This is a genomic window from Pseudomonas sp. JL23, from assembly GCF_056933585.1.
The window spans coordinates 1,943,395-1,957,602 of sequence record NZ_CM167795.1; the positions used below are offsets into that span (position 1 = coordinate 1,943,395).

Annotated in this window: 10 protein-coding genes; all 10 read left to right on the forward strand. The window is 61.4% G+C overall.

The genetic code is table 11. The features are described 5' to 3' along the window. Positions 1-8 precede the first annotated feature (8 nt). The 10 genes from flgK to AC1Z24_RS09170 all read left to right on the forward strand — a co-directional run bounded on the left by flgK (position 9) and on the right by AC1Z24_RS09170 (position 14,152). A complete protein-coding gene (gene flgK, locus AC1Z24_RS09125) occupies positions 9-2,078 on the forward strand; it encodes a flagellar hook-associated protein FlgK (protein ID WP_483745360.1) in 2,070 nt (689 codons plus the stop codon). Between the two features lie 12 nt (positions 2,079-2,090). Next, positions 2,091-3,740, forward strand: coding sequence for a flagellar hook-associated protein 3 (locus tag AC1Z24_RS09130; RefSeq protein WP_483745361.1), 1,650 nt, complete (start codon positions 2,091-2,093; stop codon positions 3,738-3,740). A gap of 102 nt (positions 3,741-3,842) precedes the next feature. Next, positions 3,843-7,421: a glycosyltransferase gene (locus AC1Z24_RS09135; protein WP_483745362.1), complete on the forward strand. Its 3,579-nt coding sequence runs from the start codon at positions 3,843-3,845 to the stop codon at positions 7,419-7,421. 288 nt (positions 7,422-7,709) lie between these two features. Beyond that, the gene (gene rfbF, locus AC1Z24_RS09140; RefSeq protein WP_259105499.1) at positions 7,710-8,483 is read left to right on the forward strand and encodes a glucose-1-phosphate cytidylyltransferase; all 774 of its coding nucleotides are present in this window, start codon (positions 7,710-7,712) and stop codon (positions 8,481-8,483) included. Next, positions 8,465-9,547: a CDP-glucose 4,6-dehydratase gene (rfbG, locus tag AC1Z24_RS09145; RefSeq protein WP_483745363.1), complete on the forward strand. Its 1,083-nt coding sequence runs from the start codon at positions 8,465-8,467 to the stop codon at positions 9,545-9,547. The genes rfbF and rfbG overlap by 19 nt, the downstream gene beginning before the upstream one ends. Then, positions 9,544-10,104 (forward strand): dTDP-4-dehydrorhamnose 3,5-epimerase family protein, encoded by a 561-nt coding sequence (locus AC1Z24_RS09150; RefSeq protein ID WP_483745364.1) that lies wholly within the window; start codon positions 9,544-9,546, stop codon positions 10,102-10,104. The genes rfbG and AC1Z24_RS09150 overlap by 4 nt, the downstream gene beginning before the upstream one ends. Next, positions 10,101-11,357, forward strand: a complete 1,257-nt coding sequence (locus AC1Z24_RS09155; RefSeq protein WP_483745365.1) for a methyltransferase domain-containing protein — start codon at positions 10,101-10,103, stop codon at positions 11,355-11,357. The genes AC1Z24_RS09150 and AC1Z24_RS09155 overlap by 4 nt, the downstream gene beginning before the upstream one ends. Positions 11,358-11,484: 127 nt before the next feature. Beyond that, positions 11,485-12,342, forward strand: a complete 858-nt coding sequence (locus AC1Z24_RS09160) for an NAD-dependent epimerase/dehydratase family protein (RefSeq protein ID WP_483745366.1) — start codon at positions 11,485-11,487, stop codon at positions 12,340-12,342. Beyond that, positions 12,332-13,399, forward strand: coding sequence for a class I SAM-dependent methyltransferase (locus AC1Z24_RS09165; RefSeq protein ID WP_483745367.1), 1,068 nt, complete (start codon positions 12,332-12,334; stop codon positions 13,397-13,399). The genes AC1Z24_RS09160 and AC1Z24_RS09165 overlap by 11 nt, the downstream gene beginning before the upstream one ends. An 18-nt stretch (positions 13,400-13,417) precedes the next feature. Continuing rightward, a complete protein-coding gene (locus tag AC1Z24_RS09170) occupies positions 13,418-14,152 on the forward strand; it encodes a cephalosporin hydroxylase family protein (protein WP_259105489.1) in 735 nt (244 codons plus the stop codon). The last annotated feature ends 56 nt before the right edge of the window (positions 14,153-14,208 follow it).

Below are 14,208 nucleotides of genomic sequence, written 5' to 3' on the forward strand. Positions count from 1 at the left end.
CTTGAATCATGTCACTGATTTCAATTGGGCTCTCAGGGCTGACTGCCAGTAGTGCGGCGATCAACACCATCGGTAACAACACGGCGAACGTGGATACCGCGGGTTACTCGCGTCAGCAGGTGATGACGACTGCCTCTGCGCAGCAGAACATCGGTATTGGTATCGGCTACATCGGTACCGGCACCACGCTGTCTGATGTGCGACGCATCTACAACAGCTACCTGGACAGCCAATTGCAATCGACCACGGCTCTGGGTGCCGACGCGACAGCGTACTCGGCCCAGGCCAGCAAGACCGACAGCCTGTTGTCCGATACCAGTACCGGTATCGCCAATACGCTGGCGACCTTCTTCAGCCAGATGCAGGCGGTCGGGAAGTCGGCCACCGATAGCAACGCCCGTTCGCAGTTCCTGACCACGTCTCAGGCCCTGACCGCGCGTTTGAATTCGATGTCTTCGCAATTGAGCGATCAGAATTCGACCATCAACACTCAGTTGACCGACCAGGTCAACCAGATCAACTCCATCGCCGCGTCCATTGCCAGCCTGAACAAGCAGATCACTGCATCGTCGGCCGGCGGCACCAACCCCAACAGCCTGCTCGATGCGCGTAACGAAGCGGTACGTTCGCTCAACGAACTGGTTGGCGCCAAGGTGGTGGAAAACAACGGTAACTACGACGTTTATGTCGGCAACGGCCAGTCTCTGGTCAGTGGTACTACATCCTTCCAGATGAGCACCGGCCCGAGCACTGACGATCCGACCCAGTTCGCCGTGAAGATCAGCTACGGCGCCGGTAACACCACGGATGTCAGTTCGGTGGTCAGTGGCGGCAGCATGGGCGGCCTCTTGCGTTATCGCAGCGACGTGCTGACGCCTGCGGTCAACCAGCTGGGCCAGGTAGCCCTGGCGCTGTCCGATACAGTCAACAGCCAGTTGCAGCAGGGTATCGATGCCAACGGTGACTTCGGCACCGCCCTGTTCAAGAGCATCAACGATCCGAGCATGACCAGCCAGCGCAGCATCGGCAAGGTCGGCAACACGGCGGGTTCCAGCAACCTGGATGTGAAGATCAGCGACACCAGCAAACTGACCGCCAGTGACTACTCGGTGGTGTTCTCCGACTCCGACAACTACACCGTGCGCTCGCTGCCCAATGGTGCGCTGGTCGGTACCGGCAAGATCAGCGATAACCCGCCGAAATCCTTCGACGGCTTCCAGCTCGCCCTGCAGACGCCATCGGCGACGCCGTTGCAGGCGGGCGACACCTTCAAGGTGACGCCGACCCGCAATGCGGCGGCCGGTCTCACCACGATCATGACTGATCCCAAGGACATTGCGGCTGCGGCGCCATTGACCGGTTCGACCAGCGGTGCCAACCAGGGTAATTCAGGGTTTACCCAGCCGGTGGTCAACACCCAGGCCAATATCTACAACCCTACCGCCACCACCGACCTGCAGAACGCTCTCAAGGGCGCAACGCCGATGCGTGTGGTGTTCGGTGCGGTCGCCGCCGACGGTACCCAGCCCTACAGCCTGCTGGACGCCAAGGGCAACGCGGTCATGAACAACGCCACGCCTGCGGTCGCCATTACCGGCACCATCGTTCCGGGTCAGAGCAACACCCTGACCTTCGACCTGGGCTACACCGATTCGGCCAGTGCCAAGCAGACCCTGTCCATCAGCACCACGGTGACCGGCTCGCCGACTGCCAACGACACCTTTACCATCGGCCTGACCGCCGCCGGCTCGGCCGACAACCGTAACTCCAGCGCTGTGCTGGCGCTGCAAACCAAATCCACGGTCAACATCGGCGCGGCCGGCACGGGCAACAGCATGTCCGGCGCCTATGGTGCGCTGGTATCCAGTACCGGTTCCAAGGCTGCCCAGGGCAAGAGCGATGTCACGGCGACCACCGCCGTGGTTGCCAGCGCCAAGGCAGCGCGTGACGGCGTGTCGGGCGTGTCCCTCGATGAAGAAGCGGCCAACCTGGTCAAGTACCAGCAGTACTACACCGCCTCGTCGCAGATCATCAAGGCCGCCCAAACCATTTTCAGCACGCTGATCAACAGCCTGTAAGGAGTCGTAGACATGCGTATCTCAACTGCTCAGTTTTACGAAGTCAGCGCTGCCAACTATCAGCGCAACTACGCCAACGTCATCGCCACCAACCAGGAAGTGTCGAGCCAGGTCAAACTCAACACGGCGGCGGATGATCCGGTCGGTGCGGCCCGCTCCCTGCAACTGACCCAGCAGAATGCGCTGCTGAGCCAGTACAAGACCAATATCGACACGATCAATCAGAACGCCACCCAGGCGGAAACGGCAATGAAGGGGATCCAGGATTCCCTGCAACGCGCCCAGGAGCTGATTATCGACGCCAGCACCGGTGCCAAGACTGACGCCGACCGTAAAGCCAATGCCGATGAACTGGCGCAGATCCAGGCGACCGTACTGGGCCTGATGAACAGTCAGGACTCCAATGGGGACTATATTTTCTCCGGCTCCAAGGCCAAGACGCCGCCCTACATCATGGGCGCTGATGGCACCTACAGCTATCAGGGCGACCAGACCCAGATCAAGCTGTCGGTAGGCGATGGCATCTCCCTGGCGAGCAACTCCACCGGTTGGGATGCCTTTGAACAGGCGGTCAACACCACCCGTACGGCCACCACCTGGACCGGCAGCGGTGCCAATGACGGCAAGGCTGTGCTGTCCGGCGGTATCGTGACCAATGCTACGGCCTATCAGGCGACTTTTTCCCAAGGTCAGCCTTATGAAATCACGTTTACCAGCGGCAGCCAGCTGAAGATCGTCGATGCCAGCGGCAATGACGTGACCACCGAAGCCAGCCAGGGCGGTGCCTTCAACCCTGCCAACGCCAGCAACCAGACCATCACTTTCCGTGGTCTGGAACTGAACCTGAACATCAACCTGACCGATGCCGACAAGGCCAGCCCGGCGGCTGAAAGTCTGGCCTTGGCCGGTGATCCGAGCGCGATCCCGCCGGTTGCGCCGCATTCCTTCAGCCTGAGCCTGACGCCGAGCAGCGTGTCGACCACTCGCAGCGCCGGTAACCCGAGCACCACGGTGGTTTCCCAGGTTGCCGTAACTAACCAGACTGCCTACAACAACGCCTTCCCGGCCGGTGGTGGCGCGGTGCTGCGTTTCGATTCGCCTGCGCCTCCGGCCCTGGCGACCGACCCGAGCACCACCTTCAGCCTGTATGCCGCGCCTTATGTGGCCGGCGCCACGCCAGTGGGCACCGGGACCATCACAGGTACGCCGCCTACCGCCACCGCGGCAGGCGTGACCTTTACCCTGGCCGGCACCCCGCGGGGCACCGATCAGTTCTCGGTACAGGCCAACACCACCCAGACCCAGAACGTGCTCAACACCCTGGGCGCGGCGGTCAAGGCACTGAGGACTCCGGCAGACGGTAACGTGACGGCTACCCAGGCGCTGCGTGCTGCCATGGACTCGGCCCTGGGCAACGTCAAGAGTGCCAGCGAACAGCTCGGTTCGACCATTTCAGCAGGTGGTGCGCGGCAGAACGCTGCCACCGACCAGGGCACGACCAACGATTCGCTGTCGAGCAACAACTCTCTGGAGCAGGCCGCTATCGTCAACGCCGATCCGGTGGAGTCGATTGCCCGCCTGACCCTGCAGCAAACCATGCTGACCGCCTCGCAACTGGTGTTTACCCGCATGTCGTCGCTGAACCTGTTCAGCAAGCTGTAACAGGCGTTGCCTGGTTTGACCGAGCATCGACCGTTTTCTTTTTCAGCGGTTAAGGGGGGCTCACTCGTTTGAGTGAGTGCCCGCCGCTCGTGAGTCCCCGCCGTGAATTCAGTGCCTCTCGTCAGCATCGTCATCCCCGCCTATAACTCCCGCTTTTTCCAGAAAGCGCTGCACAGCGCCATTGTGCAGAGCTATCCCAATATTGAAGTGATTGTCTGCGATGACAGCCGGGGCGATGAGATCCAGGACATCGTCGAGCGGCTTACGGTTGGCTGCGATGTGCCTTTGCGTTATGTGCGCAACCCCCGGCGCCTGGGCTTTACCGGCAACCTGCTGGCTTGCCTGAACGAGGCTTCGGGCGAGTACATCAAGTTTCTCTGTGATGACGATCTGCTGTTTCCGGCCTGCGTCAAAATGCAGGCTGAGCTGCTGATCGAGCATCCCGATGTCACCATGGCGTTTGCCCAGCGTTTTATCTGGGACGCTGAAGATATCCAGTTGCCTCAGCGTCTGGAAAACACACCACTGTTGTATACCGCCGGGATCTTCAAGGGCGATGACCTGCTGTCGTTGTTCGAGGGCTTTCCGTTCAACGTCCTGGGCGGCCTGAGCAGCGGGCTATTGCGTCGTGCCGATGTGCAGGACTTCCTGCCGGCGCTGATCCAGGCCACGCCCGGCTTCACCGCAATGATCGACCTTGCGCTGTATGTTTGCCTGCTGCGCCGGGGCAACGTGGCGATGCTCAATACCATCCTCAGCGCCGAGCGGGTTCATGCCGAGCGCCTCAGCCACCTTCAGGAAGCGCGTGTACTGGTGCCTGACGAGCTCGACCTGTTGGTCGAAATGCTCAAGGCACGCAGTGGCGAGGACGCACCGGCCAAGGGCTGGGCGCGTTTTGTCACCCTGGATAACGCCGGGGGCGGCGCACGCGATTGGCAAGAGCTGGCGCTGAACCGCAACCTGGGTAATCGCCAGGCCCTCATCCCGATGCGGGTGGGCACGTCCAGCGACAGCTTCGCCGAGGTCTATGCCCAATGGCTGGAGTGTCGCAGCATGAGCGCGGTGCAGCTCAAACTCTTGCCGGACACCCTGGCCAGTTGGCCGAGCCAGCCGAAAATTGTGCCGATCATCATCAATGACGGCAACGCCAATGCGGCCTTGAACATCACCCTGGACAGCCTGGCGGCGCAACACTATCCGCCTGAACTGATTCTGGTGCTCTCGGCCACCTGTACCGAAGGCGGGCTCGACGGACATATTTTCAGCCTGCCCCTGCAGGACGATGGCCTGGCGCAGATCAATGGCATCCTGCCGCAGCTCGACGGTGCGGACTGGTTCTACCTGTTGCGCGCCGGCGACCGTCTGATCGACACGGCGCTGCTGGTTCTGGCCGACCGTATCGTCAACAGCCCGCAACTGCAGTGTTTGTACAGCGACGAAGATGCCTTGCTCGATGGCGAGTCGTCCCAGCCGGTATTCAAGCCGGACTTCAACCTCGACTTCCTGCGCAGTTACCCCTATATCGGCCGGATCATGGCGCTGCGCCGCGAACCGTTCCTGGCTGCCGGCGGCTTTGCCTTGGAGCATACGACTCTGGCGGCTCATGACGCGTTGTGGCGGATGATCGAACGGGCCGATACCGATGTGGTCGAGCGGGTCGCGGAAGTCCTGGTGTCATCGCAATTCAGCTTCCTGCAATGGCTGGCGCAGCCTGAACTGCCAGAGCTCAATGCCGAGATCGTCGGCAATCACTTGCAGCGCAGCGGTATCGAATTCCACATGCAGCGCGGCACGCTGCCGCTGATCAACCGCATCGACTATCAGCACGCGGCGCGGCCGCTGGTGTCGATCCTGATCCAGCACAAGGACCAGCTCGCAGCGCTGCAGCGTTGTGTCGAACTGCTGCTGGAGAAAACCGCCTACAGTCACTACGAAATCCTGATCATCGACAGCGGCAGCACGTCGGCCGATGCCTGCGCCTGGCTCGAAGGCATGGCCCAGGTGGGTGGCGACAAGGTGCGGGTCATCTACACCCCGGCGTCTGACAACGCCGCACAGCTCTACAACCTGGGCGCGCAGCAGGCACGCGGTGAGTACCTGCTCATGCTCACGCCGTATGCCGTGATCACCCAGCCCCAGTGGCTGGACGCCTTGCTCAACCATGCCCAGCGTGCCGAGGTCGGCGCGGTTTCAGGCAAATGGTTCAACCCCGATGGCGTGGTCATTCACGCTGGCATGACCCTTGGGCTGCAGGGGCCGGCCGGTTTGCACTTTTTCGGCGAGTCGGCACGGGCCGATGGCTACATGCAGCGCTTGCAGATCGACCATGACCTGAGCGCCGTGGGCACTGACTGCCTGATCGTGCATAAGCCACTGTTCGAGCAATTGGGTGGGATGGACGAGGGGTTCAGCGAAGTGCTGTGGGGCGTGGACCTGTGCCTGCGAATCCGCCGCAGTGGTCATCTGGTGGTCTGGACCCCTTATGCGCAGATGGTCATCGGTGCACGTCCGACGCCCGAGGATGATCTGGCTCGTTATCAGCGCCAGGTCGAGGAGCAGAAAGCCGTTTATGAACGCTGGATGCCGATCATCGCCCGGGACCCGGCCTACAACACCAACCTCAAGCTCACCGGCAGCAGTTTCAATCTGGAGCCGGGCCTGCGCAACGGCTGGAGCCCGTTCACCCAGCATTCGTTGCCCTTTGTCCTGGCCCTGCCGATCAATACCTCGGCCATCGGCCACTATCGCGTGGTGCAGCCTTTTATCGAGCTGGAAGCGGTAGGCCGCATCGTTGGCCGGATTACTTACGAGCTGCCGCCGCTGCATGAGATCGAGCGTCATTCTCCTGACGTTGTCGTGTTTCAGGGCCGTTATGGTGATGGCTCTGTCGGCGAGGTCGAATCCCTCAAGCGTTATTCCAATGCCCGGCGCATCTATGAGCTGGACGACTACGTGATCGACGTGCCGAAGAAGAATGCCCACGCCCGTGGCATGCCTCCTGAAACGGGCAAATACATGCGAGAAGCCATCGCGCTGTGCGATCGCGTGGTCGTGTCGACGCCGGCGCTGGGTGATGCGCTGTCATCGATGCACCACGACATCCGTGTAGTTCCCAATATGCTTGCGCCGAAAATGTGGGAGCACCTGCGCGGCAAGCGGCGTATGGCGAAAAAGCCCCGGGTCGGCTGGGGTGGCGGCACCAGCCACACCGGCGACCTGGAGATCATTGCTGACGTAGTGCGCGAGCTGGCCGACGAAGTCGAGTGGGTGTTCTTCGGCATGTGTCCGGACAAGCTACGGCCGTATGTCCATGAATTTCATGGCTCGATTCCCCTGGCCAGCTACCCGGCGAAACTGGCCAGCCTGAACCTCGATCTGGCCGTGGCCCCGCTGGAATTCCACCTCTTCAATGACTGCAAGAGCAACCTGCGCCTGCTGGAATACGGTGCCTGCGGCTTTCCGGTGGTCTGTACCAATACCCGGGCCTATCAGGACTTCCTGCCGTGCACGCGGGTCATGACCAACAGTACCGAGGAATGGATTCAGGCCATTCGAATGCACCTGGCCGATCCCGAGGCCAGCTATCGCATGGGTGACCAACTGCGTGAGGCTGTGCATCGCGACTTCATGCTGCGGGGCGACAATCTGCACCACTGGGTGCATGGGTGGCTGGAAGACTGATCAGGGCTGCGGATTAATCATCTCTGTCCCGCAGAAACATCTGATGGGGGCGAACTGTGGGAGCCAATTCATTCGCGAATGAATCCGCTCCCACAATTCATTTGCGCCTGTCGTGCGTATTGATCTCAAGGTTCGGGCAATCCGAGCTGGCGCGTTTCCTGCAAGTTCCCCAAAGATCGCCATAAATCGTGCATTTCCGTCGCGCACTGGCGAGTGCCGTGCCGTTTTTCCGGCGTGTGCTGCTCGACATGGAGTTGGCTGGGTGCTGTGGAACAAGAAGGGAACCAGATGAAGGTAGTCATTCTCGCGGGTGGTCTCGGTACTCGCATCAGCGAAGAGTCGCATCTCAAACCCAAGCCCATGATCGAAATTGGCGGCAAGCCAATTCTCTGGCACATCATGAAGCAGTACTCGGCTCACGGTATCCATGATTTCGTGATCTGCCTGGGCTACAAGGGTTATGCCATCAAGGACTTCTTCGCCAACTATTTCCTGCACACCTCCGACGTGACGTTCGACATGCGCAACAACCGCATGGACGTACACCAGAACTACAGCGAACCCTGGCGCGTCACCCTGATCGACACCGGTGAAGAAACCATGACCGGTGGCCGCCTGCTGCGTGCGCGGCGCTATCTGGAAAACGAAGAAGCCTTCTGCTTTACCTACGGCGATGGCGTCTCTGACTTGAATATCAGTGCCCTGGTCAATTTCCATTTGCAGCACGGCAAACATGCCACCGTCACGGCGGTACAGCCGCCGGGGCGCTACGGTGCGCTGGATCGTGACGGTGACCGGGTGCTGGGTTTCACTGAAAAACCCCGTGGCGACGGTGGCTGGATCAACGGCGGCTTCTTTGTTCTGTCGCCCGAAGTGCTGCCACTGATCGACGACGACAGCACCACCTGGGAAGCCAGTCCGCTGATCAAGCTCGCCGAGCAGGATCAGCTGCGGGCCTTCCAGCACGAGGGTTTCTGGCACCCCATGGACACCCTGCGTGATAAGAATTACCTGGAAGACCTCTGGCAGAAAGGGGAGGCCCCATGGAAACAATGGGACTGACCGCCGCGTTCTGGCAGGGCAAGCGCGTCCTGCTGACCGGCCATACCGGCTTCAAGGGCAGTTGGTTGACGCTCTGGCTGCAAAGCCTGGGTGCTCAGGTGACCGGCTTTGCCCTGGCACCGAATACCGAGCCGAATTTGTATGAACTGGCCCGGGTCGAGGAGGGCATCGACGATCAACGCGGTGACCTGCGCGACCTCGGCGCCTTGCTCGAGCTGATCGCCGAAGCGCAGCCGGAAATCGTCCTGCACCTGGCGGCCCAGCCATTGGTGCGCGAAGGTTATCGCGATCCGTTGGGTACCTATTCCAGTAACGTCATGGGCACCCTCAACCTGCTCGAAGCGATTCGTCAGGTCGGCGGTGTACGTGCGTGTGTACTGGTGACCACCGACAAGGTTTACGCCAATCAGGAATGGTTGTGGCCGTACCGTGAAAACGAACCCCTTGGCGGTCACGACCCTTACAGCAGCAGCAAGGCCTGTTGCGAGCTGTTGGCACAATCTTATGCGGCGTCATTCTTTCCGGCTGACAAGTACGCCGAGCATGGCCTGGCCCTGGCCACGGCGCGGGCGGGCAATGTGCTGGGCGGCGGTGACTTCGCCCCGGAGCGCTTGATTCCCGACGTGCTCAAGGCCTGGTCCGCAGGTGAGCCGGTGACCTTGCGTTATCCACAGGCCGTGCGCCCCTGGCAGCATGCGCTGGAGCCGTTGGCTGGTTACCTGCAGTTGGCTGCGGCGCTCTATGAGCACGGTCCGGACTATGCCGGCGCCTGGAACTTCGGCCCCGGTGACAACGACATGTGCAGCGTCGGCCAGGTGGTCTCGACACTCGCCGAGCGCTGGCCGGACGCGCCGGGCCTCAAGGTCGAAAGCAGTGATCTGCACGAAGCCGGGCTGTTACGCCTGGACAGCAGCCGCGCCCGTCAGCGTCTTGACTGGCAGCCACGCTGGTCGCTGCAGGACTGCCTGCGTCACACCCTGGACTGGCATCTGGCCTGGCAGGCCGGACAAGACATGCGCGCCTTCACCCTGGAGCAACTGGACCTGTACCGGGAGCATTCATGAGTGACCTGCACTTGCAGGCGTTGCCGTTACCCGGCTTGTTCAGCCTGCAGCACAAGCGCCACGCCGACGCGCGCGGGCAGTTCTCGCGGTTGTTCTGCGAGGGCAGCCTGAGCGCGTTCGGCCGTGATTTTCATATCCGCCAGATCAATCATTCGGTGACCCGTGAACAGGGCAGTGTCCGCGGTCTGCATTACCAGACCGCTGCCCAGCCGGAGGCCAAGCTGATCACCTGCCTGCGCGGCGCGGTATGGGATGTGGCGGTGGATCTGAACCCTGATTCGCCGACCTTCCTGTGCTGGCACGCTGAACGCCTGGAAGCCGGGGACGGTCGGAGTCTGTTACTACCCGCCGGTTTTGCCCATGGTTTCCAGACCCTGACCGACGATGCCGAGTTGCTCTACCTGCATAGCGCCGACTATGCGCCGGAGCATGAGGGCGGTCTGTCAGCCCTGGACCCACGGCTGGCCATAGAATGGCCGCTGGCCGTCAAGAATTTGTCGGCGCGCGATGCTGGTCATCCGCTGCTGGACGCGAATTTTGCTGGAGTGCGTGTATGAATTGCCGAGGTTGTGGCGCCCATCTGACGTTGCCCCTGATCGACCTGGGCACTTCGCCGCCCTCCAATGCCTATCTGCGTGCCGAACAACTGAGCCAGGCCGAGCAGTGGGTGCCGCTGAAAGTCGGCGTCTGCGAGCAGTGCTGGCTGGTGCAGACCGAGGACTACACCAGCGCCGAAAGCCTGTTCGACGCCGACTATGCGTATTTCAGTTCCTATTCCAGCTCCTGGCTGACCCATGCCGAGCGTTATGTCGACGAAATGGTTGAGCGCTTCGGCCTCGGTGCCGACAGCCGTGTGGTGGAAATCGCTGCCAACGACGGCTACCTGCTGCAATACGTGGCCGCGCGCAATATTCCATGCCTGGGCATTGAGCCGACCCGCAGTACGGCAGCGGCGGCGCGGGACAAGGGTCTGGAGATTCGCGAAGTATTCTTTGGCCGTAAAGCGGCCGAAAGCCTGGTCAGTGACGGTTGGTCTGCCGACCTGATGGCGGCCAATAACGTGCTCGCCCATGTCCCGGATATCAACGATTTCCTGCGGGGCTTCGCGACGTTGCTCAAGCCTGCGGGCGTAGCGACCTTCGAGTTTCCGCACCTGTTGTCGCTGATGGCCGATCATCAGTTCGATACCCTGTACCACGAGCACTATTCCTACCTGTCGTTGACCGCAGTGAAGACCTTGTGCGAGCGCAATGGCCTGGAAGTCTTCGACGTCAGTCGCCTGTCGACCCATGGCGGATCGCTGCGGGTGTTTGTCCAGCGCGTCGAGCCGTTGCGCCTTGACGGCTTGGGTCTACATGACCAGAGCCGTCCGGTACAAGCCGCTGTGCAGGCGTTGCTCGATGAAGAGCGTGAGGCCGGGGTCATGACGACGGCGTTCTACGCCACGCTGGCGCCTGCTGCCGAGCGCATCAAGCACCAACTGTTGAGCTTCCTGCTGCAGGCCAAGGCCGACGGCAAGCGCGTCGCCGGTTACGGCGCGGCGGCCAAGGGCAATACCCTGCTCAACTATGCCGGGGTCAAGCCTGACCTGTTGGCCTGGGTCGCCGACGCCAACCCGCACAAGCAGGGCAAGTTCTTGCCGGGCAGCCGGATTCCCGTGGTTTCGCCCGAGCGCATCGCCGAAGAAAAACCGGATTACCTGCTGGTCCTGCCGTGGAACTTGCTGCATGAAGTCAGTGAGCAACAGGCGCAGTTACGCAGCTGGGGCGGGCGTTTTGTGATTGCTGTTCCTGAGTTGACGCTGCTATGACGGCACACTCCTGTTCTGTGGGAGCGTGGCTTGCCCGCGAATTGGTTTGCGCGGCCAGCCAGGTATACCGCGTTACCGTTCTTCGCGGGCAAGCCACGCTCCCACAACTTGTGCTGCGAGGCGCTCAATGAACGTGCTCGTCACCGGCGCCACCGGCTTCGTCGGCCGCCATCTGGTCTCGGCCTTGCTCAAGCAGGGCTGCAAGGTGCGTGCGGTCGCGCGCAATGTCGAAACAGCCCGGCACATGCCGTGGTTCGATGATGTGGAATTTATCGCCGCCGATATCCACAAGGCCGGGCTGGATATCAGCGCCTTGGTCGACGGGATCGATGTGCTCGCTCACCTGGCCTGGCCCGGTCTGCCGAACTATCAGGGGCTGTTCCATTTCGAGCACAACCTGCCGGCCGACTATGCCTTTATCAAGGCGGCGGTCGAGGCGGGTGTCGGCCAGGTATTGGTCACCGGTACCTGTTTCGAGTACGGCATGCAGGATGGTTGCCTGAACGAGTCCATGGCGGTTTTGCCGGCTAATCCCTACGGGTTGGCGAAGAACACTCTGCGTCTGTTTCTCCAGGCCCTGCAGAAGCAGACGCCGTTCACCCTGCAATGGGCGCGGCTGTTTTACCTGCATGGCCAGGGACAGAATCCCAACAGCCTGCTGGCAGCTCTCGACCGGGCCATCGATGCCGCAGACGAATCGTTCAACATGTCGGCGGGTGAGCAGCTGCGTGACTACCTTGCCATTGAAGACGCCGCCGCGCGTCTGGCCGGGTTGATTCGGCAGCCGACGTTCGACGGCGTGATCAACTGTTGCAGCGGTCGGCCGGTATCGGTACGCGCACTGGTCGAGGGGCACATCCGCCAGCGCGGCGGCGCCATTGATCTCAATCTCGGCCACTATCCTTATTCCGTGCATGAGCCCCTGGCGTTCTGGGGCGATGCGACGCTACTCAATCAGTTGCTGGGAGCCGACCATGGCTTATGAGCTGTACCGCGCCGCGGGCCTGCCGGTCTTGCAGAACCGTACATTCGCCGACGCTGCGACAGCCAGGGCTTCGGCCAGTGGCGATATGCTGCTGGTTCAGGACGAGCACAGCGGCCTGGTGCATAACCAGGCGTTCGATCCGCATTTGCTCAGTTATGACAGCGATTATCAGAACGAACAGGCGCTGTCCCCGGCCTTCAAGGCGCATCTGGAAGCCGTCGAAGGCGTGGTGGCCAAACATTTCACTGGTCGCAGCCTGATCGAAGTCGGCTGCGGCAAGGGCTATTTCCTTGAACAACTGCGTGACCATGGCTACGACATTGTCGGCATCGACCCGGCCTACGAGGGCGACAGCCCGGACGTGATCAAGGCGCCGTTCACCCGCGACTCGGGGCTGACCGCCGACGCGGTGATCATGCGTCATGTGCTGGAGCACATCCGTGATCCGCTGTCGTTCCTCGCTGAGATTGCCGCAGCCAATCAGGGCGGGCTGATTTATATCGAAGTGCCGTGCCTGGACTGGATTCTGGAAAACCGCGTGTGGTTCGACGTGTTCTACGAGCATGTGAATTATTTCCGCGTCGAAGACTTCCGCCGCCTGTTCGGCACTGTGCTGGAAGCCGGGCATCTGTTTGGCGGGCAGTACCTGTATGTGGTCGCTGACCTCGGCAGTCTGCGTCAAGCGCCGCTCGAGCCCGGCCCTCGGGTGCTGATGCCGACGGATTTCCTGCACAGCATCGAGCACGCCATGCAGATCATTCAGGCGGCGCCTGCGCGTGGCTCGGCCATCTGGGGCGCGGCGTCCAAGGGCGTGATCTATTCGTTGTTCCTCCAGCGCGCCGGTGTCGCGGTGGATCAGGTGATCGATATCAACCCGGCCAAGCAGGGGCGTTACCTGCCCCTGAGCGGCCTGCGCGTGTCCTCGCCCGAAGAGGCGCGGCTGACGCTGCCCGAAGGTGCCAACCTGTTTGTGATGAACTCCCGTTACCTGGAAGAGATCAAGCGCATGTCGGACGGCCGCTACAGCTATCACGCTGTGGACACCCATTCTTTCTAATTTCGTCGAGGCAGAAAAATGAACAAGACAGTAGCCCAGCAGTTCGAGGCTGAATGCAAAGCAGAGATCGCAGCCCAGGGCGCGGATCAGAAGCTGCAAGGCCTGGCCCGGGATTTCTATAACGAGTCGGCCCGGCACAAATACACCTACCACTATTCCTGGATGGGCCGCCCGATCATCCAGCTGCCCCAGGACATGCTGGCCATGCAGGAATTGATCTGGCGCCTCAAGCCAGACCTGGTAATCGAGTGCGGTATCGCCCATGGCGGTTCGATCATCTACTACGCCTCGTTGCTGGAGTTGCAAGGCCACGGCGAAGTGCTGGGTATCGATCGCGATATTCGCCCGCACAACCGCGAGGCCATCGAGTCGCACCCGATGAGCAAGCGTATCCGCATGATTGAAGGCTCCAGTATCGATCTGGCGACTGTCGAGCAGGTGCGGGAAATTGCCGCCGGCAAGAAAGTCATCGTCGTGCTGGACTCCAACCACACCCACGATCACGTTCTCGAAGAACTGCGCCTGTACTCGCCGCTGGTGTCCGCCGACAGCTACTGCGTGGTCATGGACACCATCGTCGAAGACATGCCGGCCGACGCCTTCCCGGATCGCCCGTGGGGCCATGGCGACAATCCCAAGACTGCGGTCTGGCAGTTCCTCAAGGAAGACGACAGCTTTGAAATCGACTACGAGATGCAGAACAAACTGCTGATCACGGTCGCCCCGGATGGCTACCTGCGCCGGGTCAAATAAGCAGTCGGTTTAGTCAAAAGACAGGTCTGGCCGGATAAGGGCCGATTCGAACGGTT

What these genes read in the sequence shown, in the direction of transcription:
- AC1Z24_RS09130 (WP_483745361.1), top strand. Translation starts at nt 2,091, where the DNA reads ATGCGTATCTCAACTGCTCAGTTTTACGAAGTCAGCGCTGCCAACTAT.
- rfbG (WP_483745363.1), top strand. Translation starts at nt 8,465, where the DNA reads ATGGAAACAATGGGACTGACCGCCGCGTTCTGGCAGGGCAAGCGCGTC.
- AC1Z24_RS09170 (WP_259105489.1), top strand. Translation starts at nt 13,418, where the DNA reads ATGAACAAGACAGTAGCCCAGCAGTTCGAGGCTGAATGCAAAGCAGAG.
- flgK (WP_483745360.1), top strand. Translation starts at nt 9, where the DNA reads ATGTCACTGATTTCAATTGGGCTCTCAGGGCTGACTGCCAGTAGTGCG.
- AC1Z24_RS09150 (WP_483745364.1), top strand. Translation starts at nt 9,544, where the DNA reads ATGAGTGACCTGCACTTGCAGGCGTTGCCGTTACCCGGCTTGTTCAGC.
- AC1Z24_RS09155 (WP_483745365.1), top strand. Translation starts at nt 10,101, where the DNA reads ATGAATTGCCGAGGTTGTGGCGCCCATCTGACGTTGCCCCTGATCGAC.
- rfbF (WP_259105499.1), top strand. Translation starts at nt 7,710, where the DNA reads ATGAAGGTAGTCATTCTCGCGGGTGGTCTCGGTACTCGCATCAGCGAA.
- AC1Z24_RS09160 (WP_483745366.1), top strand. Translation starts at nt 11,485, where the DNA reads ATGAACGTGCTCGTCACCGGCGCCACCGGCTTCGTCGGCCGCCATCTG.
- AC1Z24_RS09165 (WP_483745367.1), top strand. Translation starts at nt 12,332, where the DNA reads ATGGCTTATGAGCTGTACCGCGCCGCGGGCCTGCCGGTCTTGCAGAAC.